Origin of the sequence: Delftia sp. PE138 (assembly GCF_018320755.1) — a bacterium.
Taxonomy (GTDB): domain Bacteria; phylum Pseudomonadota; class Gammaproteobacteria; order Burkholderiales; family Burkholderiaceae_C; genus Comamonas; species Comamonas tsuruhatensis.
This window is the reverse complement of the sequence record NZ_JABEPN010000008.1, coordinates 32,583-54,658: the sequence shown is the minus strand read 5'-3', so window position 1 is coordinate 54,658 and position 22,076 is coordinate 32,583. Positions and strand designations below refer to the sequence as shown.

Annotated in this window: 17 protein-coding genes; 10 read left to right on the top strand and 7 right to left on the bottom strand. The window is 69.3% G+C overall.

Annotated elements, in window-relative coordinates; all coding sequences use genetic code 11:
• Positions 1–5: 5 nt before the first annotated feature.
• On the bottom strand, positions 6–2,522 hold the full coding sequence (nirB, locus tag HFGMBDPB_RS23265) for a nitrite reductase large subunit NirB (RefSeq protein ID WP_212646366.1): 2,517 nt from the start codon (positions 2,520–2,522) through the stop codon (positions 6–8).
• A 242-nt stretch (positions 2,523–2,764) separates the two neighbouring features.
• A complete protein-coding gene (locus HFGMBDPB_RS23260) occupies positions 2,765–3,772 on the bottom strand; it encodes an AraC family transcriptional regulator (RefSeq protein WP_212646365.1) in 1,008 nt (335 codons plus the stop codon).
• Positions 3,773–3,934: 162 nt separating this feature from the next.
• On the opposite strand from HFGMBDPB_RS23260, the gene HFGMBDPB_RS23255 reads away from it, so the two are divergent.
• From HFGMBDPB_RS23255 to HFGMBDPB_RS23235, 5 genes are read left to right on the top strand one after another with little or no spacing between them, the layout of a single operon-like run.
• Positions 3,935–4,783 (top strand): TauD/TfdA dioxygenase family protein, encoded by an 849-nt coding sequence (locus HFGMBDPB_RS23255; protein WP_016454322.1) that lies wholly within the window; start codon positions 3,935–3,937, stop codon positions 4,781–4,783.
• A gap of 29 nt (positions 4,784–4,812) precedes the next feature.
• On the top strand, positions 4,813–5,871 hold the full coding sequence (locus HFGMBDPB_RS23250; protein ID WP_212646364.1) for a beta-keto acid cleavage family enzyme: 1,059 nt from the start codon (positions 4,813–4,815) through the stop codon (positions 5,869–5,871).
• Positions 5,872–5,885: 14 nt separating this feature from the next.
• Positions 5,886–6,854, top strand: coding sequence for a Bug family tripartite tricarboxylate transporter substrate binding protein (locus tag HFGMBDPB_RS23245; RefSeq protein WP_133072779.1), 969 nt, complete (start codon positions 5,886–5,888; stop codon positions 6,852–6,854).
• 39 nt (positions 6,855–6,893) lie between these two features.
• On the top strand, positions 6,894–7,865 hold the full coding sequence (locus tag HFGMBDPB_RS23240) for a quinone oxidoreductase family protein (RefSeq protein WP_212646363.1): 972 nt from the start codon (positions 6,894–6,896) through the stop codon (positions 7,863–7,865).
• Between the two features lie 12 nt (positions 7,866–7,877).
• Positions 7,878–8,960 (top strand): AraC family transcriptional regulator, encoded by a 1,083-nt coding sequence (locus tag HFGMBDPB_RS23235; protein ID WP_160853327.1) that lies wholly within the window; start codon positions 7,878–7,880, stop codon positions 8,958–8,960.
• 4 nt (positions 8,961–8,964) lie between these two features.
• On the opposite strand, the gene HFGMBDPB_RS23230 is transcribed toward HFGMBDPB_RS23235, so the two are convergent.
• From HFGMBDPB_RS23230 to HFGMBDPB_RS23220, 3 genes are read right to left on the bottom strand one after another with little or no spacing between them, the layout of a single operon-like run.
• The gene (locus HFGMBDPB_RS23230; RefSeq protein ID WP_212646362.1) at positions 8,965–10,023 is read right to left on the bottom strand and encodes a beta-keto acid cleavage family enzyme; all 1,059 of its coding nucleotides are present in this window, start codon (positions 10,021–10,023) and stop codon (positions 8,965–8,967) included.
• Between the two features lie 57 nt (positions 10,024–10,080).
• Complete coding sequence (locus HFGMBDPB_RS23225; RefSeq protein WP_016450763.1) at positions 10,081–10,926, bottom strand: TauD/TfdA dioxygenase family protein; 846 nt, start codon at positions 10,924–10,926, stop codon at positions 10,081–10,083.
• A 20-nt stretch (positions 10,927–10,946) separates the two neighbouring features.
• Positions 10,947–11,915 carry a Bug family tripartite tricarboxylate transporter substrate binding protein gene (locus HFGMBDPB_RS23220; RefSeq protein ID WP_212646361.1) on the bottom strand — a complete coding sequence of 323 codons (969 nt, stop codon included), beginning with the start codon at positions 11,913–11,915 and terminating at the stop codon, positions 10,947–10,949.
• A 246-nt stretch (positions 11,916–12,161) separates the two neighbouring features.
• Between HFGMBDPB_RS23220 and HFGMBDPB_RS23215 the strand changes: the two genes are divergently transcribed.
• Both HFGMBDPB_RS23215 and HFGMBDPB_RS23210 read left to right on the top strand, forming a co-directional pair.
• Positions 12,162–13,382: a porin gene (locus HFGMBDPB_RS23215; protein ID WP_212646360.1), complete on the top strand. Its 1,221-nt coding sequence runs from the start codon at positions 12,162–12,164 to the stop codon at positions 13,380–13,382.
• Between the two features lie 96 nt (positions 13,383–13,478).
• Complete coding sequence (locus tag HFGMBDPB_RS23210; protein ID WP_212646359.1) at positions 13,479–16,013, top strand: ABC transporter permease; 2,535 nt, start codon at positions 13,479–13,481, stop codon at positions 16,011–16,013.
• A 744-nt stretch (positions 16,014–16,757) separates the two neighbouring features.
• Here HFGMBDPB_RS23210 and HFGMBDPB_RS23205 read toward each other — a convergent pair.
• On the bottom strand, positions 16,758–17,639 hold the full coding sequence (locus HFGMBDPB_RS23205; RefSeq protein ID WP_043825190.1) for a LysR family transcriptional regulator: 882 nt from the start codon (positions 17,637–17,639) through the stop codon (positions 16,758–16,760).
• 205 nt (positions 17,640–17,844) lie between these two features.
• On the opposite strand from HFGMBDPB_RS23205, the gene HFGMBDPB_RS23200 reads away from it, so the two are divergent.
• Both HFGMBDPB_RS23200 and HFGMBDPB_RS23195 read left to right on the top strand, forming a co-directional pair.
• Positions 17,845–19,368: an MFS transporter gene (locus tag HFGMBDPB_RS23200; protein WP_212646481.1), complete on the top strand. Its 1,524-nt coding sequence runs from the start codon at positions 17,845–17,847 to the stop codon at positions 19,366–19,368.
• 39 nt (positions 19,369–19,407) lie between these two features.
• Complete coding sequence (locus tag HFGMBDPB_RS23195) at positions 19,408–19,809, top strand: group II truncated hemoglobin (protein WP_034367729.1); 402 nt, start codon at positions 19,408–19,410, stop codon at positions 19,807–19,809.
• An 81-nt stretch (positions 19,810–19,890) separates the two neighbouring features.
• Here HFGMBDPB_RS23195 and HFGMBDPB_RS23190 read toward each other — a convergent pair whose 3' ends face one another.
• The gene (locus HFGMBDPB_RS23190; RefSeq protein ID WP_016454802.1) at positions 19,891–21,312 is read right to left on the bottom strand and encodes an NAD(P)/FAD-dependent oxidoreductase; all 1,422 of its coding nucleotides are present in this window, start codon (positions 21,310–21,312) and stop codon (positions 19,891–19,893) included.
• 334 nt (positions 21,313–21,646) lie between these two features.
• On the opposite strand from HFGMBDPB_RS23190, the gene HFGMBDPB_RS23185 reads away from it, so the two are divergent.
• A complete protein-coding gene (locus HFGMBDPB_RS23185; RefSeq protein ID WP_016454801.1) occupies positions 21,647–22,045 on the top strand; it encodes a nuclear transport factor 2 family protein in 399 nt (132 codons plus the stop codon).
• Positions 22,046–22,076: the final 31 nt, after the last annotated feature.

The window sequence follows — 22,076 nt, the reverse complement described above, 5'->3', positions numbered from 1 at the left end:
GGGTGTCAGGCCGTGGCCTCGCTGCGCTCCTCGGCGCGCGCCGGGCGGATCTGGCCGCGCTCCTGCACGAAGACGATGTGCTCGTCGGGCTGGTCGCTGTTGATGAAGCTGCGAAAGCGCTGGCGCACTTCGGGCGTGGTGACGGCGGTTTTCCACTCGCACTGGTAGGTGTCCACCACATGCTGCATCTGGGCCTCGAGTTCGGCGCCCAGGCCCAGGCTGTCGTTGACCACCACGTCCTTGAGGTAGTCCAGGCCGCCTTCCAGGTTTTCGCGCCAGGTGCTGGTGCGCTGCAGGCGGTCGGCCGTGCGCACGTAGAACATCAGGAAGCGGTCGATGAGCTGCAGCAGCCTGTCCTTGGACAGGTCGGAGGCGATCAGCTCGGCATGGCGCGGCTTCATGCCGCCGTTGCCGCAGACGTAGAGGTTCCAGCCCTTGTCGGTGGCGATCACGCCCACGTCCTTGCCCTGGGCCTCGGCGCATTCGCGCGTGCAGCCCGAGACGCCGAACTTGATCTTGTGCGGTGCGCGCAGGCCCTTGTAGCGGTTTTCCAGCTGCACGGCCAGGCCCACGCTGTCGTCCACGCCGTAGCGGCACCAGGTGGAGCCCACGCAGCTTTTGACGGTGCGCAGCGACTTGCCGTAGGCATGGCCGGACTCGAAGCCGGCCGCGATCAGCTCCTCCCAGATCAGCGGCAGCTGCTCCACGCGCGCGCCGAACAGGTCCACGCGGGCGCCGCCCGTGAGCTTGGTGTAAAGGCCGTATTTCTTGGCCACCTGGCCGACGGCGATCAGGCCGTCCGGCGTGACTTCGCCGCCGGGCATGCGCGGCACCACGGAGTAGCTGCCGTCCTTCTGGATATTGCCCAGGTAGTAGTCGTTGCTGTCCTGCAGGCTGGCCAGCTGCGGCTGCAGCACGAACTCGTTCCAGCACGAGGCCAGGATGCTGGCCGCCAGCGGCTTGCAGACATCGCAGCCCAGGCCCTTGCCGTGTCGGTGCAGCAGCTCGTCGAAGGTCTTGATGCCGCCCACGCGCACCAGGTGGTACAGCTCCTGGCGCGAGTGCGGGAAATGCTCGCAGACATGGTTGTTGACGGCCATGCCGCGCCGGGCCATCTCGGCCTTCATGACCTGGGTGGCCAGGGGCACGCAGCCGCCGCATGTGGCGCCGGCCTGGGTGCAGGCCTTGAGCTCGGCCATGGTGCAGGCGCCTTCGCCCACGGCCGCGCAGATCTGCGCCTTGGTGACGTTGTTGCACGAGCAGATCTGCGCCGTGTCGGGCAGGGCGTCCACGCCCAGGCCGGGCCTGGCCTTGCCGTCGCTGGAGGGCAGGATGAGGAACTCCGGCTCCTCGGGCAGGGCGATGCTGTTGAGCGTCATCTGCAGCAGCGTGCCGTACTCATCGGCATTGCCCACCAGCACGGCGCCCAGCAGCTGGCGGCCGTCCTCGCTGACCACGATCTTCTTGTAGACCTGCTTGCGCTCGTCGATGAACTGGTAGTTGCGGCTGCGCGGCGTCTTGCCCTGGGCGTCGCCGATGCTGGCCACATCCACGCCCATGAGCTTGAGCTTGGTGCTGAGATCGGCCCCGCCGAAGGCGGCCTCGGCCTCGCCCGCAATGTGGCGGGCCGCCACGCGTGCCATGTCGTAGCCGGGTGCCACCAGGCCGAAGGTCTGCTCGCGCCAGGAGGCGCATTCGCCAATGGCGTAGACGCTGCGGTCACTGGTGCGGCAATGGTCGTCCACGGCCACGCCGCCGCGCGGGCCTATGGCCAGGGCGCATTGGCGGGCGATCTCGTCGCGCGGGCGGATACCGGCGGAGAAGACGATCATGTCGGTTTCCAGGTGCGTGCCGTCGGCAAACACCATGCGGTGGCGCGCCGTGGCGCCGTCGGTGATCTCCAGCGTATTGCGGCCCGTGTGCACCTGCACGCCCAGGTCCTCGATCTTGCTGCGCAGCACGCGGCCGCCGCCGTCGTCCACCTGCACGGCCATCAGGCGCGGGGCGAACTCCACCACATGGGTCTCCAGGCCCAGGTCGCGCAGGGCCTTGGCGCATTCCAGGCCCAGCAGGCCGCCGCCCACCACCACGCCGGTTCTGGAGCGCGCGGCCGATGCCTGCATGGCCTCCAGGTCCTCGATGGTGCGGTAGACAAAGCAGTGCGGCCGGTCGCGCCCCGGCACGGGCGGCACGAAGGGCGCCGAGCCCGTGGCCAGCACCAGCCTGTCGTAGGGGATGACTTCGCCATCGGCCGTGGTCACGGTGCGCTCGCGCCGCTCCACGGCTGCCGCCTTGGCCGCCAGGCGCAGCGTGAAGCCGCTGGCCTCGAAGAAGCCGGGCGCCACCAGGCTCAGGTCCTCGGCGCTCTTGCCGGAGAAGAATTCCGACAGGTGAACACGGTCGTAGGCGGCGCGCGGCTCCTCGCACAGCACAGTGACGTTCGCATCTGCCACCCCCAGGGCATGCAGCTGCTCGAGAAATTTGTGGCCCACCATGCCGTGGCCGATCACAACGATGTTCATCTGGCGTCCTGCGTTGCGCATCCAGTGTTTTGCGGGCCGCAGGCCAGGGCCGGCGGGTCAGGGCTGCCAATGCAAGTGCCGTGCCAGCACCGCTGCGCGGTGCCTGCCCGTGGTGCACGCTGCCTGGTGCGCAGACAGCGTGCACCGCAATGCGCCCGCCGCACCGCGCAGGGGCGGGGTGCGCCGTGGTGGTGCGTCAAGTGCGATCAAGTGCGCCAGGTCCGCCAGGAACGCCCGGTGCTTCAGGCGCGAGGCAGTCCCTGCGCGCGGCTGCGCCAGGCCTCGGGCGCGCAACCGAATTGCGCAGCGAACCAGCGCGTGAAGGCGCTGTGGCTGGCATAGCCGAGCATGGACGCGATCTGGCCCACGCTGTAGTGGGGATGGTCCAGGTAGCGCAGGGCCAGTTCGTGGCGCACTTCGGTCAGCAGCTCGCTGAAGCTCAGGCCCTCGCGGTCCAGTTCACGCTGCAGCGTGCGCAGGCTGCGCCCCATGCCCTGCGCCACGCCTGCGCAGGTGGCGTTGCCCGAGGGCAGCAGCAGGTAGATGACCCGGCGCGCCTGGTGCCCCACGGAGGCGGCACGGTGGGCCGGCATGGCCTCCACCAGCCGCAGCGCATAGCGCGCCAGCGCGGGGTCGGCCAGCGGGTTGGGCTCGTCCAGGTCGGCGGCGCGGCAGGCGATGCCGTTGAACTCGGCGCCGAACGTGATGCGGCAGCGGAACATGCGGCGGTGCTCGGACAGGTCGGCCGGTGGCGCGTGGCTGAAGCTGACGCCCTGCGGCCGCCAGCGCTCGCGCAGCAATGCCTCGCACATGCGCCACAGCACGCCCATGGCCAGTTCCACGGACTGGCGCATGGCGCCGTGCAGGACGAAGTCCTCGCGCAGGATGACGATGTCCCCTGCATCCTCCAGGTGGATCAGCAGCGATTCGTTGACCAGGTGCATATGCGCGACCAGCGTGTCCAGCGCATGGCGCAGCGTGGGCTGGTGCTGCAGCAGCAGGCTCACGGCGCCGAAGCTCGACAGCTGGCGGTGCCGGGCCATGCGCAGGCCCAGGGACTCGCAGCCCGTGGACTGGGCCGCGTCTTCCAGCAGGCGCGCGACGATGGCCACGTCGATCAGCTGGTCCTGCTCGCGCAGCAGCGCGGGCCGCAGGCCGGCCTGGCGCAGTGCCTTGTCGGGGTCGCCGCCCAGTTCGCGCATGACGTCCGAAAAATGGGTCAAGGCCGCCGCGCGCACCATGGTGACCATGCTTGCCCTCCTGTCAGTCCGTGGCCTGGTGGCACGAAATGCAAAGAGGATGGCATGGCTTGCATAGTCCGCGGAACCGGGTTTTCCTACATTGCAGAGACCGGCCCCACGCCGGGCGGACCGTGCCGCCACGGGCCTTCACAACAATGACAGGAGACAGGCATGCGCATAGAGCCCATGACATGCGCCATCGGCGCCGAATTGCTCGGCGTGCGGCTGGCCGACGCGGTGCGCGACGACGCGCTTTTCTCGGAGATCCGGGCGGCGCTGCTGCGCCACAAGGTGCTGTTCCTGCGCGACCAGGGCCTGGCGCGCGCCGAGCACGTGGCCTTTGCGCGGCGCTTCGGCGAGCTGGAGGACCATCCGGTGGCCGGCAGCGACCCCGAGCATCCGGGCCTGGTGCGCATCTACAGGACGCCCGAGCAGCCCAACGACCGCTACGAGAATTCCTGGCACTGCGACGCCACCTGGCGCGAGGCGCCGCCCATGGGCTGCGTGCTGCACTGCGTGGAATGCCCGCCCGTGGGCGGCGACACCCTGTGGGCCAACATGGCGCTGGCCTACGAACGCCTGCCGGACGCCGTCAAGGCGCTGATCGCGCCGCTGCGCGCGCGCCACAGCATCGAATGCACGTTCGGTGCGGCCATGCCCATCGAAAGGCGGCTGGCGCTCAAGGCCCAGTACCCCGATGCCGAGCATCCCGTGGTCCGCACCCATCCCGAGACCGGCGAGAAGGTGCTGTTCGTGAACGGCTTCACCACGCATTTCACCAATTTCCATACGCCCGCCAATGTGCGCGTGGGCCAGGACTTCACGCAGGGCGCCTCCGGCCTGCTGCAGTACCTGATCGGCCAGGCTGCCATCCCCGAGTACCAGGTGCGCTGGCGCTGGCGGGCGGGCAGCGTGGCGATCTGGGACAACCGCGCCACCCAGCACTACGCGGCCATGGACTACCCGCCCAGCCACCGGAAGATGGAGCGCGCGGGCATCGTCGGCACGCCGACCTTCTGAACCACGATCACGACACAAGGAGACATGCCATGAACTTTCTCGACGGCCACCTGTTCCCCGAAAACCAGCAGCCCCTGATCATCACGGCCGCGCCCTATGCGCCCTCGTGGCTGCCCTCGGACTTTCCCGGCGAGATCGCCGTGACCATGGAAGAGCAGATCCAGAAGGCCGTGGACTGCTACAACGCCGGCGCCACCGTGCTGCACCTGCATGTGCGCGAACTGGATGGCAAAGGCAGCAAGCGCCTGTCCAAGTTCAACGAGCTGATCGCCGGCGTGCGTGCGCGTGTGCCCGAGATGATCATCCAGGTGGGCGGATCGATCAGCTTTGCTCCCGAGACGGACGGCGCGGCCGCCAAGTGGCTGTCCGACGACACGCGCCACATGCTGGCCGAGCTGCAGCCCGTGCCCGACCAGGTCACGGTGACCATCAATACCTCGCAGATGAATTTCCTGGAGCAGTTCGATGCGCGCGACATACGCGGCACCTCCATGGAGGACCCGGCCGTCTTCAATGCCTACAGGGAGATGACCGTGCCCGCCCAGCCCGGCTGGGCCGAGGAGCACATCCGGCGCCTGTCGGCCGCCGGCATCCAGAGCGCCTTCCAGTGCTACAACATCAACAGCTTCGAGTCGGTGGAGCGGCTCATGCGCCGCGGCATCTACAAGGGCCCGCTGGTGATGAACTGGGTGGCGATTGGCGGCGGCATGGATGCGCCCAGCATCTACAGCCTGGCCAACTTCGTGCGTGCCGTGCCCGACGGCGCCGTGCTCACCGTGGAAAGCTCGGTGCTCAACGTGCTGCCCGTGAACATGATGGGCATCGCCATGGGGCTTCATGTGCGCTGCGGTACCGAGGACAACCTCTGGAACCAGCGCCGCACGGCCAAGATGGGCACGGTGGCGCAGATCGAGCAGCTGGTGCGCATCGCAGGCGAGTTCGGCCGCCCCATCGCCACGGCGCAGCAGGCGCGGGAGATCTGCCGGATCGGCCAGTTCTACGGCACCGTGGACGAGACGCTGGCGGCCAACGGCTTCGCACCCAACCGCAACGGCGCCCAGCAGGGATTTCTGCGCAAGGCCGCCTGAACCGGGAGCCCATGATGCAACGCATGCCCCCCTGGACTGCCATCGCCCTGGCCGCCTCGCTGCTGGCCGGTGGCGCCCACGCCTTCGGCGACAAGCCGGTCCGGCTCATCGTGCCGGCGCCGCCCGGCGGCACCATCGACGTGTTCGCGCGCATCATCAGCGACCAACTGGCGCAGGAGGTACGCCAGCCCGTCATCGTCGAGAACCGGCCCGGCGCCGGTGGCGCCATCGCCGTCAAGCACATGCTGTCCCAGCCGGCCGACGGCAGCACGCTGCTGGTGACGGTGACCAACATCCTCACCGAGGTGCCCCATGTGCTCAAGGTCGGCTTCGACCCCATGAAGGACGTGCGGCCCGTGGCGCAGATGGCGCGCTCGGTGATGCTGTTCATCGCCTCGCCGCAGTTTCCCGCGCGCGACGGGGCCGAGGCCATCGCCTACGTGAAGGCCCACCCGGGCACGCTGTCGTTCGCCTCGTACAGCCAGGGCACGGCCTCGCAGTACGCGGGCGCCATCCTCAACAGAAGGGCCCACCTGGACATGGAGCATGTGGCCTTCCCGGGCTCGGCGCCCGCGCTGGCCCAGGTCATGGGCAACCAGATCCCGCTGATGTTCGACGGATCGGTCACCTCCAAGCCGCTGATCGCGGGCGGCAAGGTCAGGCTGCTGGCCGTGGCCTACAAGAGCCGGCTGCCCGACTACCCGCAGGTGCCCACGCTGGCCGAGCTGGGCTACCCCGAGGTGGATTTCAGCAACTGGAGCGGCGTGTTCGCCTCGGCGCAGACGCCGCGCCCGCTGCTGGAGAAGATCCACGGCGCGCTGGCCCGGGTCAACGCCCGCAAGGCCGTGCGCGAACGCTATGCGGGCACGGGCTTCGAGCCCGTAGAAGGCGATCGCTCGCTGGAGCAGATGTCCACCGACCTGCGCACCGAGTTCGACCGCAATGCCGAGATCGTCCGGAACTTCGACATCCGGCTCAACTGATGCAGGGCGCCTCACGCAGGCGCTACACAAGGAGACTCCATGGCAAAGGCCATACGCTTTCATACCACCGGCGGCCCCGAGGTGCTCAGGCTGGAGCATGCCGAGGCCGGCGCGCCGGGACCCGGCCAGGCGCGCGTGCGCCACAGCTTCATCGCCGTCAATTTCATCGACATCTATTTCCGCACGGGCCGCTATCCGCTGGCCCTGCCCAACGGCCTGGGCTCGGACGCCGTGGGCGTGGTCGAGGCCGTGGGGGAGGGCGTGACCGAAGTGCGGCCCGGCGACCGCGTGGGCTACCTGATGGGCCCGCAGGGCGCCTACAGCGATGTGCGCGTGATGCCGGCCGATGTGCTGATCCCGCTGCCCGACGGCATCAGCGACCGCACGGCGGCCACGCTGATGATGAAGGGCATGACGGCGCAGTACCTGTTCCGCCAGGTCCATCCGCTGCAGGGGGGCGAAACCATCCTCTACCACGCGGCGGCCGGAGGCGTGGGGCTGATCGCCTGCCAGTGGGCGCGTGCCCTGGGCGTGACCATGATCGGCACGGTGAGCACCGACGAAAAGGCCGCCGCCGCGCGCGCCAACGGCTGCGCCCACGTCATCGTGACCTCGCGCGAGAACACCGTCGCTCGCGTGATGGAGATCACGGGTGGCCAGGGCGTGCCCGTGGTCTATGACTCGGTGGGCAAGGACACGCTCATGGATTCGCTGGACTGCCTGCAGCCGCGCGGCCGGCTGATCAGCAACGGCACCTCGTCGGGCTCGGTGGTGGTGGACTCCCAGCTGCTGGCCTCCAAGGGATCGATCTGGATGACGCGGCCCGCGATGGTGCACTACATCCAGCCGCGCGCCCACATGCTGGAGATGGCGCGCGAGCTGTTCGACCATGTGCTGGCCGGGCGCATCGCCAGCGAGCCCCAGCAAAGCTTTGCGCTGGCCGATGCGGCCCAGGCGCACCAGGCGCTGGAGTCGCGCCGCACCGCGGGCGCGACGGTGCTGATTCCCTGAAATGGACCTGCCATGCAGACCCCTGCGCTCCATGCCTTCGGCACCGTGGCCGCAGGCCGCAGGCCCGTCACCTGCGGCCTTATCCGCAGTGCCAGCCTGCATGGCTATGCCGACCTGGTGAAAAGCCTGGGCCATGATCCCGCCGTCCTTGTGCGCGCGGCGGGACTGTCGGCGCGCCTGCTCGACGACCCGGAGACGCTGATTCCCATCCATGCCGTGCGCGAGCTGCTGGAGGTGGCCGCGCGCACCACGGGAACGCAGGATTTCGCGCTGCGCCTGGCGGCGCGGCGCAGCCTGTCCCACCTGGGCCCCATCAGCCTTGTGCTGCAGCAAGAGCCCACGCCGCGCCAGGCGCTGGACACGCTGTGCCGCTACCTCAAGCTGCTGAGTGCGGGCATGTTCGTACGCATCGAGGACGCGGGCTCCGGGGTGCTGGTGCGCCAGGACCTGGTGCCCATCGCGGGCATGGCCATGCGCCAGTCCATGGAGCTGGCGGTGGGCGTGATGTTTCGCGTGCTGCGCGAGCTGATCGGCGCCCAGTGGCGCCCGCAGCAGGTCAGCTTCGTACACCGCGCACCGGCCGATGCATCGGCCCACCGTGCCTTCTTCGGCGTGACCCCTTTGTTTGACCAGCCTTTCAACGGCATGGTCTGCCGCCTGGCGGATCTGCAACTGCTGCGCGAATGCGGCCAGGCGCAGGGCTCGGGCGTTGCGCGCTTTGCGCGAAGCCATCTGGAGCAGGCGCTGCGCAGCCGGGGCGAAGGCATGCAGGCGGCCTGCAGGGAGCTGATCATTGCATTGCTGCCGGGCGGCCGCTGCACGGCCCAGCAGGTGGCGCGCCACCTGGGAATGGACCGCCGCACGCTGCACCGCCGCCTGCTTGCGGAAGGGCAGACTTTCTCGGCACTGCTCGACACCCTCCGCAGGGAACTGGTGCTGCGCCATCTGCAAGACGGTGGCCAGCCCCTGAGCGAGGTGGCGGGCCTGCTGGGGTTTGCCGCGCCCAGCGGCTTTTGCCACTGGTTCCGGGCCGCTTTCGGCGCCAGCGTCTCGGACTGGCGCAGGCGGGGGCAGGGACGGGTTGGCGAGGCCTAGTGCGTCAGGCGGTCTTGCGCAGAAATCCCTGGTTGCCGCCGTTGCGGTTGGGCGCGAAGCCGTTGGCCGCCAATGTCTCTTCGGCGGTGTCGTAGAACACGCCAATCTTGCTGATGGCGCGCGCCTGTTGCGCCGTGGCGATGGGGCGGCCGAACTCGCGCGCGATGCGCGCCAGCTGTTCGATCTGGGAGACCGTGCTGGCCTTGGCGCTGCGCGACTGGTTCCACAGGCAGTCCTCGGTGCCGCAGCGCACGTGCAGCCCCATGGCGATGCCCATCATGTTCACGGGCAGCACGTTGCGCACATTGCTTTCCACGGTGAGCACGGCGCCGTCGGGCACGGCGCGCACGAAGTGGGCCAGGCTGTAGATGCTGGGCGCGTCCATGCCGCCGCCGATCGCCACCCAGTTCATCACCAGCGGGCCCTTGTAGATGCCGCGGCGCATGAGCCGCTCCACCGACTCGAAGCTGTTGATGTTGTAGCACTGGAAGGCGCTCTGGATGCCGGCGGCGGACAGGCGCCGGATGTGCTCCTCGGCCCAGCCGGGCTGGGCGGGCACGGTCATCTCCTTGTAGGCGTCGAAGATGGCGGGATTCTCGCGCGAGGTGCCCCTGAAGTCCGCGTCCTCGGCCTGCTCCGTCACGTTCATCTGCGAGGTATTGACGGTCACCGTGACCTGGTCGGGCACGGGCTCCAGCTCGGCCAGCATGTGGCGCGTGTCATCGGACAGCCACTTGGCGGCCGCGCCGTCCGTCTCGGGAGCAAAGCTGATCGATCCGCCCACCTGGATGATCATCTCGGGCACACGCGCACGCACGCCGGCGATCAGCTCGTTGAACTTCGACAGGCGCTTGCTGCCTTTGCCATCCAGCTCGCGCACATGCAGGTGCAGCACGGTGGCGCCGGCGTTGTAGCAGTCCACGGCCTTCTGGATCTGCTCGTCCATGGTCACGGGAATGTCTTCGGGGAAATCGCCGGGCAGCCAGCCCGGCGCATAGGGGGCTGCCGTGATGATCAGGGGCTGCTGGTTTTCGGGGAACAGGTGGCCATCGAGAAAATTCATGGGACGCTCCGGTGGGTGGGGGTGAGGGGTAGGTGTGGGAAGAGTCTGTGCAGGGCCTCAGCGCGGGATGTCGCCGACGATGCCCGCGCGCTCCATGCGGCGGGGCGCCGGGTAGTAGTCGTTGAGCGCGTAGTGCTGGGTGCTGCGGTTGTCCCAGACGGCCACGTCGCCGGGCTTCCAGGACCAGCGCACCTGGTATTCGGGAATCGTGGCGCGGCTGATCAGGTAGTTCATCAGCAGCGCGGCGCCGGGCGCCTTGTCTATGCCGTGGCGCACGTTCTCGGGCGTGCTGTAGTTGACGAAGTGGGTGCTGAAGCCCGCGCCCACGAACAGCAGCTTCTCGCCGGTCTCGGGGTGGGTGCGCACCACGGGATGCTCCACGGGCGGGTGCTCGCTGGCCAGCCGAGCGCGCGCCTCGGGCGCCATCACGGCACCGAAGGTGTGCTCTATGCCGGCCTTGGCGCGCAGGCCGTCGATGCTGCGCTTGATGCTCTCGGGCAGCTCCTCGTAGGCCTTGACCATGTTGACCCAGATGGTGTCGCCGCCGATCGGCGGGCACTCTATGCAGCGCAGCACCGCGCCCATGGCCGGGTTGGGGCGCCACAGGCCATCGCAGTGCCAGGTGTTTTCGTAGCTGTGCGGATCGTCGCTGCGGTAGATGCGCACCAGGCCAGGGTGCTCGGGATCGCTGCCTGCCACGGGATGGTCCTCCAGTGGGCCGAAGCGGCTGGCAAAGGCCACATGTTCGGCGCGCGTGATGTCCTGGTCCCGGAAGAACAGCACGCGATGGGTCAGCAGCGCGGCGCGGATGTCCGCGAACAGTGCGGCGTCGCGTGCGGCATCGCCGAGATGGATGCCGGAGATTTCGGCGCCGATGGCGGGGGTGATCTGTCGGATCTGCATGGTCGGTGTTTCCCTGGAAGTCAGTTCGCGGTGATCTGGTATTTCTTCACGATGCCGGCGTTGCGCTCGGACATCTGGCGTGTCTCGCGCTGCAGCGCGGCGGTGTCGGTGAGCACCTCGGGCTCCAGCCCCACGTCGGAGAGCTTTTGCTGCACGGCCGGCGCGCTGGCCGCTTTCCCGATGGCGGCGCGCAGGCGTTCCATGGTTTCGGGCGGCAGGCGGGCCGGCGCGATCAGGCCCACCCAGCCGCGAAACTGCAGCTCGGGGTAGCCGAGTTCGGCGGTGGTCGGCACCTGGGGCAGGTGGCGTGAACGCCGGGGGCCGGAGAACGCGTAGGCACGCAGCTTGCCGGCCCTGATCAGGGGTACCGAGGTCAGCATGCCGTCGAACATGACGTCCACCTGGCCGCCCAGCAGGGCCTGCACGGCCGGCGGCGAGCCCGCGTAGCCCACGTGCTGCAGGTCCAGGCCCGCCTTGTCGCTGAGGATCAGGCCGGCGTAGTGCGACACGGTGCCGGGGCTGTAGCTGGCAAAGCTGGTCTGGCCTTTGCGTGCCTTGAGCTGCGCGAGCAGCTCCTGCAAGTCCTGGGCGGGCTGGCTGGCCGCGGCCACCAGCACCACGCCCGAGCGGGCCAGCGAGGCCAGGGGCACCAGGTCCTTGAGCGGATCGAAGGGCATCTTGATCACATGGGGGATCTCGGCCAGCAGATTGCTTGCGCCCACCAGCAGCGTCTGCCCATCGGCGGGCGCCTGCAGCAGGGTCTGCATGCCCAGCAGGCCGCCTGCGCCCGGGCGGTTGTCTATCACCACGGCCTGGCCTGTTTCAGACGCGAGCTGCTGGCCCACGACGCGCGCCACGATGTCCATGGTGCCGCCCGGCGGTGCGGGCACGATGAGCCTGAGCGGCTGGCGGCTCCAGGCCGTACCGGCGATGGCGATGGTGATGGCGCAGCCCGCGAGCAGCGTGGCGATGGCGTGGGGCAGTCTCATATCCGTGTCTCCTTGTTCCGTGTTCTGGCATCCAGTATCGAAAGCCCGCTTTCCCGGGACTTGCCATTGGGGGACAGGCATTTGCCTTGTTGGGACAAATCCATGGCAACCCTGACCAGGGCAACCCGCGCATGTCGTGAATTGCAAAACCGTTGGCATGAACTGCCAAGAAGCGGCGCGATGGCTTTCCTAGAGTCGATTCGTGGCGCAGGACCGCGCCAGCCCCACGACGAACAGGAGACCCCCATGCCCCGACTTCACCCCCATCCCTGCGGCCTGCACGCGCTGGGCCTGCTGTGTCTGGCAGGCGCGGCCGCCGCCCAGGCGCCCACCTCGGTCACGCTGTTCGGCGTGATGGACGCCGGCATCAGCCGCTACAGCGTGCGCAGCGATTCCTGGGACGCGGGCCCCGCGCGCTCGGCGCGGCAAAGCACCTGGGCGCTGTCGCCCTCGGGCAACCTGGCCAGCCGCATCGGGCTGCGCGCCAGCGAGGACCTGGGCGGCGGCCTCATGGCCGGCCTGTGGCTGGAGGCGCCGGTGGCCAATGACACGGGCGGCGGCGCACTCAACTTCGGGCGGCGCGCCACCATCAGCCTGTCCGGTCGCCTGGGCGAGCTGCGCATGGGGCGCGACCACACGCCTTCGTTTCTGAACGACTGGGCCTTCGACCCCTTCACCGTCAACGGCGTGGGCACCAACCTGATCGCCGTGGTCAACAGCAACCTGGCCATCGCCCGCGCGCTGGCCACGGGCGGCCTGCTGGGCGGCGGGCTGTCGGCGGGCACGGACACCTATCTGCGCGCAGGCAACTCCATCGGTTATTTCCTGCCGCCGGGCCTGGGCGGCGTCTACGGGCAGGCCATGTACGCCTTCCCCGAGAACAGCTCGAAGCGGGGGCGCTACGCGGGTGCCCGCATCGGCTGGGCCATGGGGGCGGCCGATGTGGCGCTGGGCTATGGCGAGAACACCCTGGGCACCTCGGGCGCCGGCGCGGAAAAGATCCGCTCGCTGAACCTGGGCGGCTCCTATGACTTCGGCACTGTCAAGCTGTTTGGCGAATGGTCCGGCGTGCGCAACGAGCGGCGCGACGCCGGCACGCTGGCCGCGATCAACGACCGCTACCTGGGCGTGCTGGCCGGCGTGAACATCCCCGTGGGCCAGGGGGCGCTGCGCGCCTCCTATGCACGTGTGCAGTTCAGGAATGGCCAGGGCCTGGCCGACGGCGATTCCTCGGTGAACAAGCTCGCCCTGGGCTATGTGCACCCGCTGTCCAAACGCACGGCGCTGTACGCCACGGTGTCACGCATCAGCGTGGGCAACGGGCGCAACAACCCGGGCGTGATGGGCGTGACGCCGCTGGTGGTCAGCAACCCGGCCATCCTGCCCCAGCCCGGCTACCTGACCACGGGCGGCATGCAGCCGGCCGGCGCGCTCGGGCTGGACCTGGGCCTGCGGCTGATGTTCTGAACGGCCGGGCCCATAGTCCTGAACGGCCGTGCCAATAGCCGTGCCAATAGCCGTGGCGCCCGGGTGCCCATCTTCGCCTGCGCTAATCTGCGCGGCATGAATGGATCTTCTGCATGGACCCTGGGTTGGCGCACCCTGTGGCGCGACCTGCGCGCGGGCGAGTTGCGCCTGTTGATCGTCGCCGTGATGCTGGCCGTGGCCGCGCTCAGTTCGGTGGGCTTTTTTGCCGACCGGCTGCAGGCGGGGCTGCAGCGCGATGCGCGCCAGCTGCTGGGCGGCGACGTGGTCGTGGTCGGCGACAACCCCACGGCGCCGGCCTTTGCCGAGCGCGCACGCGCCGAAGGGCTGCAGGCCCTGGAGACATCCAGCTTCCCGACCATGGCGCGCGCCAGCGACGCGCAAGGCGGCATGAGCCGCTTGGTGGCGCTCAAGAGCGTGCCCGAAGGTTATCCGCTGCGCGGCAGCCTGCGCGTGGCCGATGCCCCCGGCGCGGCCGACCGGGCCACGCGCGAGATACCGGCGCGGGGCGAGGCCTGGGTCGATGCGCCGCTGCTGGAGTCGCTGGGCATAGGCGTGGGGGACATGCTACTGCTGGGCGACGCCCAACTGCGCGTGGCGCGCATCATCTCCATCGAGCCCGACCGGGGCGCAGGCTTCATGAACTTTGCGCCGCGCGTGATGATCACCTCCGCCGACCTTGCCGCCACAGGCCTGGTGCAGCCGGCCAGCCGCATCACCTACCGCCTGGCCGTGGCCGGCGCGGGTGATGGCTCCGAGCCGGCCGTGCAGCGCTACCGCGTCTGGGCCGAGCAGCAGGCCAAGGCGCCCGGCGTGCATGGCGTGCGCGTGGAGTCGCTGGACAGCGGCCGCCCCGAGATGCGCCAGACGCTGGACCGCGCCGAGAAATTCCTGAGCCTGGTCGCCCTGCTGGCGGCGCTGCTGTCGGCCGTGGCCGTGGCCCTGGCTGCGCGCGGCTTTGCCAACAGCCACCTCGACGCCTCGGCCATGCTGCGCGTGCTCGGCCAGAGCCAACGGCGCATTGCAGGGGCCTATACGGTGGAGTTCGTGCTGGTCGGTCTGGCCTCCAGCGCCGCTGGCGTGCTGCTGGGCTGGGCCATCCACCATGTGTTCGTGCTGCTGCTGGCCGGGCTGGTGGAAACCGCCTTGCCCGCACCGGGCCTGTGGCCTGCGGTCTTCGGCGTGGGCATGGGGCTGACCCTGCTGCTGGCCTTTGGCCTGCCGCCCGTGCTGCAGCTGGCGCGCGTGCCGCCGCTGCGCGTCATGCGCCGCGACCTGGGCGCGCTCAAGCCTGCCTCGGTGGTGGTGCTGGCCGTGGGCGTGGCAGGCTTTGCGGCGTTGCTGCTGGCGGCCAGCCGCGACATCAAGCTGGGCCTGATCGCCGTGGGTGGCTTTGCCGTGGCCGTGCTGCTGTTCGCGGCCCTGGGCTGGCTGGCCGTGCAGGTGCTGCGCCGCCTGGTGCACGAGAGCACGGCGCCACGCTGGCTGGTGCTGGCCACGCGCCAGATCGCCGCGCGCCCCGCCTATGCCGTGGTGCAGATCAGCAGCCTGGCCGTGGGGCTGCTGGCGCTCATGCTGCTGGTGCTGCTGCGCACCGACCTCATCGGCAGCTGGCGCCAGGCCACGCCGGCCAATGCGCCCAACCGCTTCGTCATCAACGTGCAGCCCGAGCAGGCCGACGGTTTCCGCGCGGCGCTGGACAAGGCTGGCGTCACCTCCTATGACTGGTTCCCCATGATCCGGGGGCGTCTGGTCACCGTCAACGGCAAGCCGGTCAGCCCCGACGACTTCAGCGAAGACCGTGCCAAGCGCCTGGTGGACCGGGAGTTCAACCTCTCCACCACGGCGCAGGCGCCCGCGCACAACCTGATCACGGCGGGCACCTGGACGCCTGGCGCCAAGGGCGAGATCAGCGTGGAGGACGGCATTGCCGAGACCCTGGGCCTCAAGCTCGGCGACACGCTGGGCTTCGACGTGGGCGGCGTGCCCAGCGAGGCGCGCATCACCAGCCTGCGCAAGGTGGACTGGGGATCGATGCGGGCCAACTTCTTCGTCATCTATCCCGTGGACCACCTGGACGACGTGGCCGTCAGCTACCTGGCCGCCTACCGCGCGCCCGACGTGGCGGGCTTCGACAACGCCCTGGTGCGCGAGTTTCCCAACATCACCAACGTGGACCTGAGCACCACGCTGGCCCAGGTGCAGCGCGTGCTGGACCAGGTGATACGCGCGGTGGAATTCCTCTTCGGCTTCACCCTGGCCGCCGGCCTGGTCGTGCTCTTCGCCGCCGTCACCGCCACGCGCGAGGAGCGTGCGCGCGAGTACGCCATCATGCGCGCCGTCGGTGCCCAGGCGCGGCTGCTGGCGCAGGTGCAGCGCGCCGAGCTGGCTGGCGTGGGCCTGCTGGCGGGTTTCCTGGCCAGTTGTGCGGCGGGGGCCGTGGGCTGGGCCCTGGCGCGCTGGGTGTTCGAGTTCAACTGGACCGTGCCCTGGTGGGCTCCGCTGGCGGGGGCCGTTGCCGGGGCCTTGCTGGCCTGGATGGCGGGGTGGTGGGCGTTGCGGGAGGTGTTGAGGAGGCCTGTGATGGATACGTTGAGGCAGGTGGCTGAGTAGGTCTTTGGGCTCTGTTTTTTGCCCCTGCCGGGTGGTTGTTTTTCGAGGCCGGGGTTCGGCCCGGCAGCCGACCCGCTTTCTTGTCGCGCGACAAGAAAGCGGGGCAAAGAAGCGCGCCCCAAACTGCCCACGACCCTTCGCTTCGCTGCGGGCGACCTGCGTTGGGCGGGATGCGGGGTGTGCCGCAGAACTCGCTTTGCGCTTCGCGCGCCGCTCAAACAACTGCGGCAAGTCAGATGACGAAGCAAGCCTGTCCTTCGGCAGGCTTGCCACCCCGCATCCCGCCCAACGCAGGCGTGGGCAGAAGGGGGGAGGCTGAGGGATAGCCAACAGCCAACAGCCAACAGCCAACAGCCGGCGCCATCGCTCCGCTCGGCGTGAAACCGGCGCCGAGCGAAGCGACGGCCCGTCAAAACTCCCCGTATGTCAGCGCCTGCGGCGTGGTGGTTGCGGGGTTGCAGTCCTGCCGAAGGACAGGACTGCTTCGTCAACTGACTCGCTGCGGTTGTCTGAGCGGAGTTCACGAAGTGAACGCAGCGAGTTCCGCAGCGAACCCCGCAACCGCCACGACGCAGGTTGCCCGCAGCGAAGCGGAGGGTCGCGGACATTCGGGTCGCCTTCTTTGATCTGACCTTTCTTGGCGAATCAAGAAAGGGCAGTCGGCCGCCGGGCCGAGACCCGGCCTCGAAAAACAACCACCCGGCAGGGGCAAAAAAAGGCGACTCCGGCGAGCAGGGACACAACTCAGCCCTCCTTGAACAACCTCCCCCCCACAAAATCCACAAACGCCCTCACCTTAGGCGACAACTGCCGACTCGACGCCCACAGCGCCGAAAACTGCCCCGTGTGCGTCAGGTCCTCCGCCAGCACCCGCTGCAGTTCGCCACGCCCCAGTGCATCCCGCGCAAGGAAGTCCGGCATATAGGCCAGCCCCATGCCCGCCACGGCCGCGCCCAGCATGGCTTCCATGTTGTTGCAGACCAGGGCGGCGGGCAGGTGGGGCGGCATGCCGGGCAGCACCCATTCTTCCAGCTTGCCGCTGCTCAGGAAGCGGTAGCGCAGGCAGCTGTGCTGTGCCAGCTCGGCGGGGGATTGCGGTATGCCCCGTGCCGCCAGGTAGTCGGGCGAGCCGGCCAGGATGAAGCGGAACGGCCCCAGCCGGCGCGCGACCAGGCGCGAGTCGGCCAGTTCGCCGCTGCGGATGACCACGTCCAGGCCGGCCTCGACCACGTCCACCAGGTGGTCGTTGAAGTCCAGGTCCAGGTCAACCTCCGGGTACAGGGCCTGGAACTCGGGCAGCACAGGCAGCAGGAAGCGGTAGCCGATGGTGGGCAGGCTCACGCGCAGCCGTCCGCGCGGCGCCTCGGCGGCGGCCTGCATGGTGGCGCGCGCATCGTGCAGTTCATCCAGGATGCGGCGGCAGCGCTCATGGAACAGCGCGCCTTCCTGTGTGAGCCGCACCTGGCGCGTGGTGCGCTGGAACAGGCGCAGGCCCAACTGCTGTTCCAGCCGCGCCACGTTCTTGCCTACGGCCGAGGCCGAGATGCCCAGGGCGCGCCCGGCCTCGGCAAAGCTCAGCAGGTCGGCTGCACGCACAAAGGATTCGAGTCCGCTGAAGCTGTCCATGTCGATTGCCAACCTGGGGTCGGGAGTGTGGGGAGTCTGGCGCCTATTTTCACGGCATTGCAGCGCTTTTATCGTTCATGCATGCCTGGCCATGTGCGGCCGGGAAATTGCGAAAGCCTTGCCAACCATGTCCTCCTGCCTGACTTCTTCCCGCGCACCGGGTGCGCTCCACGGCACAGCGCGACCGCATGCATCCCCGGTCTGGGTGCTGTTGTCGGTCTGCCTTGCAGCGCTGGCGATGCCGCTGAGCTTTACCGGGCCGGCCGTGGCCCTGTCTGCGCTGCGCGAGGCGCTGGGCGGCGGGCCGCTGGCGCTCAACTGGGTGACGAATGCCTTCATGCTGAGCTTTGGCGCCACGCTGATGGCGGCCGGCGCGCTGGCCGATCTGCACGGGCGGCGGCGCGTTTTCCTGACCGGGCTGGGCGTGGTGCTGGCCAGTGCGCTGGCCCAGGCATGCCTGGGCGGGCAGGGGGCCATTGTCGTGTTCAACCTGCTGCGTGCGCTGCAGGGCCTGGGCGCGGCGGCCGCGCTGGCGGGCGGCACGGCGGCGCTGGCCCAGGTGTTCGATGGAGCGGGGCGCATGCGTGCCTTCAGTGGCGTGGGCACGTCGTTTGGCGTGGGCCTAGCCTTCGGGCCGTTGCTGTCGGGCTGGTTGCTGGGCGTGGCGGGCTGGCGCGGCGTGGTGCTTTGCGTGGCCGCCGTGGCGCTGGCCGCGCTGGTGCTGGGGCTGCGCTGCATGCCTCAGTCGCGCAACCCGAAGGCGCAGCGGCTGGACCGGGCCGGTGCGCTGCTGTTCACCGCAGCCCTGGCGCTGCTGACCTGGGGCGTGCTGCAGGGGCCGGAGGCGGGCTGGTACAGCGGGGCGGCGCTGCTGCCGCTGGCCGGTGCCGCGCTGGCGCTGGCGGCCTTTGTGGCCGTGGAGCGGCGCGTGCAGCAGCGCACGGGGCAGCCCATGCTGGACCTGTCGCTGTTTCGCTATCCGCGTTTCGTGGGCGTGCAGTTGCTGGCGGGTGCGCCGGCCTATGCCTTCGTGGTGCTGCTGGTGCTGCTGCCGGTGCGCTTCATCGGCGTGGAGGGCATGGCGCCGCTGCAGGCGGGGCAGCTGATGTTTGTGCTGTCCCTGCCCATGCTGTTCGTGCCGTTGCTGGCGGGCTGGCTCACGCGCTGGGTTTCGGCCGCGCTGCTGTGCCTGGCGGGGTTGCTGGTGTGCGCTGCGGGCCTGCTGTGGCTGGGCGGGTGCGCGCCGGGCACGGCCTTTGCGCAGATGGCGGCGCCGCTGGTGTTGGTCGGCCTGGGCATCGGGCTGCCCTGGGGTTTGATGGATGGCCTGGCCGTGAGCGTGGTGCCCAGCGAGCGCGCGGGCATGGCCACGGGCATTTTCAGCACGGTGCGCGTGGCGGGCGAGGGCATGGCGCTGGCGCTGGTGGGCGCGGGGCTGGCTGCATTGCTGGCATGGCGTCTGTCGGCACTTGCAGCTCAGGCGCCCCAGGCGGTGCATGCCACCGGCCGCGCGGCGCAGTTGCTGGTGACGGGGAACATCGCCGAGGCCATGGCCCTGCTGCCCGGCCTGTCTGCACCCGCCGTGCTGGCGGCCTATGGCCAGGCCTTTGGCATCTTGCTGGATGTGCTGGCAGGCATCACGGTGCTCACGGCGCTGGCGGTGTACGGGTTCCTGCGTGCCGGGGCCCCCACGGATACCGGTACGGGCACGGACATGGCACATGCCTGACAATCGCGGGTTTCACTCAGCCGCCAGCCGCTTTTCGCCATGTCAGAGGAATCCCAAAACAACGCCCCCCAGACCCCCTATGAATGGATCGGCGGCGAGCCCAGGGTGCAGGCCCTGGTGGACCGTTTCTACGATCTCATGGACCTGGAGCCCGGCTATGCCGAACTGCGTGCCGCCCATGGCAGCACGCTGGCCGACGCGCGCCAGAAGCTGTTCTGGTTCCTGTGCGGCTGGCTGGGCGGCCCTGACCATTACCAGGAACGCTTCGGCCATCCGCGACTGCGCATGCGCCACATGCCGTTTTCCATCGGCATCCTGGAACGCGACCAGTGGGTGGCCTGCATGGACCAGGCCATGGGCGAGACCGGCGTGCCCGAGGATTTGCGCGTGCGCCTCAAGGCCAGCTTCATGAACACGGCCGACTGGATGCGGAACCGGTAGCAGGTGGCTGCCCCCGGCGCTGCTGAAAAAAAAAGGCCGGCCCCCTGCAGGAGGCCGGCCCAAGCAGCAATCGGTTGGGGTTCAGAGCTTTTCGTCGCGCATGTAGTACCAGTGGTACAGGAACCGCTGCCCCAGCCGGCGAAACGGCGCAAACGCGGGCGAGCGCACCATGTTGAAGACGTTCGGATACTCCAGCTCCGAGTTGTAGATGGGCAGCTCGAAGGTCTTGCTCTGGCGCCCCGCGATGCGCTCGGCCATGCGACGGCCCGCGTGGGCCGAGAAGGAGACGCCGTTGCCGCCATAGCCCACGGCGTAGAAGATGCTCTGGCCCGGGTCGGGCTGGAAGACGCGCGGCATCATGTCGTGGCTCACATCGACCCAGCCCCACCAGGAGTAGTCGATGGTGATGCCCTTGAGCGCCGGGAACTTGCGGTGCAGGCCGTCCACCAGCTTGGCCATGTGGATGGGGTTGGGCGCATCGGCACCCGTGACGGCGCTGCGGCTGCCGATCTGCACGCGGTTGTCGGGCAGGCGGCGGTAGTAAAAGCGCAGCGTGCGCGTGTCGGTGATGACCTGGGTGGTCTTGAAGCCCGTGGCCTCCAGTTCCTGCTCGGTCAGCGGCCGCGTGACCAGCGAGTTCGAGAGGATGGGCATGATCTTGGAGCGCAGGCTGCCATGCAGGGCGTTGCTGGTGTAGCCGCCCGTGGCAAAGCCCACGGCGCGCGCCCGCACGGTGCCGCCGGGCGTGCGCAGGTGGTGCACGCCGTTGCGCGTCTCGACGCCCAGCACCGGGCTGGCCGGGTGCACCTTGACGCCCAGCTCCCGCGCCTTGCGCAGGTAGCCGAAGGCCAGCTTGAGCGGGTGCACGCCGATGCCGTCGGGCTCGTGCATGGCGCCGTGGCTGTCGGCATCGTTCACATAGTCGCGGCGCAGCTCCTCGGGGCTGAGCATGCGGGCGTCGTAGCCGAAGACCTCGCGCATGATCTGGGTCTCGTTGCGCAGGAAGTCGAGTTTCTTTTCGCGGTGGGCGATGTAGAGGTGGCCGCCGGGCTGGGGCTCGCACTCGGGGAATTCGGCCACCAGGTCCTTGAAGGTCTGGAAGCCCTCGCGGATCTCGGCGTCGAGCTTGAGCGCCACGTCCTTGCCCCAGCGTGCGATCCATTGCGAGCGGTACAGGCGCCCGCTGGCGTTCTGCCCCTGGCCGCCGTTGCGGCTGGTGCAACCCCAGGCGGTCTGGTTGGCGTCCAGCACCACGGCGCGGATGCCGTGTTCGCGCGCCAGGAACAGGGCCGTGGCCAGGCCCGTGAAGCCCGAGCCGACGATGGCCACGTCCACGTCCATGTCGCCGGTGACCGGGCCGTCATCGTCTGGCGGGCGTCCCGCCGTGCCGACCCAGTAAGTGGGCGCATAGCCCGTGCCGTGGCCCGGGTTGGCGGCCACCAGCGGGTCGTACTGAGGGTCGTAGGGACGCAGGTGGCTGGGGCGGATGTCCTCGGCTTTCATGGCGGATGTCTCCTGGTGCGGCGGCTTGGGATCTGCCGCTTTTTGCTATGGATTCGGTGGAATGGGGCCAGTGCCGGCGAGCCCTGCAAGGCGGTGCACCGACGATGGAATCAGCATAGCCAGCAGGCCATGGAGCCAGTTAGCGCCACAGCCCAGCTTTCGATAGAGCCAGTGGCGGCCGGTGCGCGCGCCTGGACCTAACGATTGATGGCATCTGGTTCTAACGGGTCCGTGTGCCTGCTACCTACCATGGCCCATCGACATTTCGATGACGCGGCGCGGCAGCCCTGCCCGGGCCCGGCGCCGTGGGACCCACCACAGACAAGGAGACAGCATGAGCGCAGACACCAACCCTCCCGACGCACAGTTCCTGGCCCGCTTCGCCGAGGCCTGGAACCGCCACGACATCGAGGCCCTGATGGGCTTCATGGCCGATGAATGCGAGTTCCACGCCGTGGCCGGCCCCGACCTCATGGGCCGCAGCTTCATCGGCCGCCAAGCCGTGCGCGAGGGCTTCCAGATGGCCTGGCAGGCCTTTCCCGATGCGGCCTGGCTCGATGGAGACCACTTCGTGCAGGGCGACCGTGGCGTGTCCGAGAGCACCTTCAAGGGCACCAAGGCCGACGGCCTGCGCGTGGAAGCGCGCATGGTGGATGTCTTCACCTTCAAGGACGGAAAGATCGCCGTGAAGAACGCCTTCCGCAAGGACCGCCCGCCGGTGGCGGCCGCCTGACGGCGCGGGGCCTTGCGGCCCCGTGCCACCG

Coding starts and splice junctions, on each gene's coding strand:
- HFGMBDPB_RS23245 (WP_133072779.1), top strand. CDS start 5,886: ATGCAACGCATGCCCCCCTGGACTGCCATCGCCCTGGCCGCCTCGCTG.
- HFGMBDPB_RS23225 (WP_016450763.1), bottom strand. CDS start 10,926: ATGCAGATCCGACAGATCACCCCCGCCATCGGCGCCGAAATCTCCGGC.
- HFGMBDPB_RS23235 (WP_160853327.1), top strand. CDS start 7,878: ATGCAGACCCCTGCGCTCCATGCCTTCGGCACCGTGGCCGCAGGCCGC.
- HFGMBDPB_RS23255 (WP_016454322.1), top strand. CDS start 3,935: ATGCGCATAGAGCCCATGACATGCGCCATCGGCGCCGAATTGCTCGGC.
- HFGMBDPB_RS23260 (WP_212646365.1), bottom strand. CDS start 3,772: ATGGTCACCATGGTGCGCGCGGCGGCCTTGACCCATTTTTCGGACGTC.
- HFGMBDPB_RS23250 (WP_212646364.1), top strand. CDS start 4,813: ATGAACTTTCTCGACGGCCACCTGTTCCCCGAAAACCAGCAGCCCCTG.
- HFGMBDPB_RS23190 (WP_016454802.1), bottom strand. CDS start 21,312: ATGAAAGCCGAGGACATCCGCCCCAGCCACCTGCGTCCCTACGACCCT.
- HFGMBDPB_RS23220 (WP_212646361.1), bottom strand. CDS start 11,915: ATGAGACTGCCCCACGCCATCGCCACGCTGCTCGCGGGCTGCGCCATC.
- HFGMBDPB_RS23230 (WP_212646362.1), bottom strand. CDS start 10,023: ATGAATTTTCTCGATGGCCACCTGTTCCCCGAAAACCAGCAGCCCCTG.
- HFGMBDPB_RS23215 (WP_212646360.1), top strand. CDS start 12,162: ATGCCCCGACTTCACCCCCATCCCTGCGGCCTGCACGCGCTGGGCCTG.
- HFGMBDPB_RS23185 (WP_016454801.1), top strand. CDS start 21,647: ATGAGCGCAGACACCAACCCTCCCGACGCACAGTTCCTGGCCCGCTTC.
- HFGMBDPB_RS23205 (WP_043825190.1), bottom strand. CDS start 17,639: ATGGACAGCTTCAGCGGACTCGAATCCTTTGTGCGTGCAGCCGACCTG.
- HFGMBDPB_RS23240 (WP_212646363.1), top strand. CDS start 6,894: ATGGCAAAGGCCATACGCTTTCATACCACCGGCGGCCCCGAGGTGCTC.
- HFGMBDPB_RS23210 (WP_212646359.1), top strand. CDS start 13,479: ATGAATGGATCTTCTGCATGGACCCTGGGTTGGCGCACCCTGTGGCGC.
- nirB (WP_212646366.1), bottom strand. CDS start 2,522: ATGAACATCGTTGTGATCGGCCACGGCATGGTGGGCCACAAATTTCTC.
- HFGMBDPB_RS23195 (WP_034367729.1), top strand. CDS start 19,408: ATGTCAGAGGAATCCCAAAACAACGCCCCCCAGACCCCCTATGAATGG.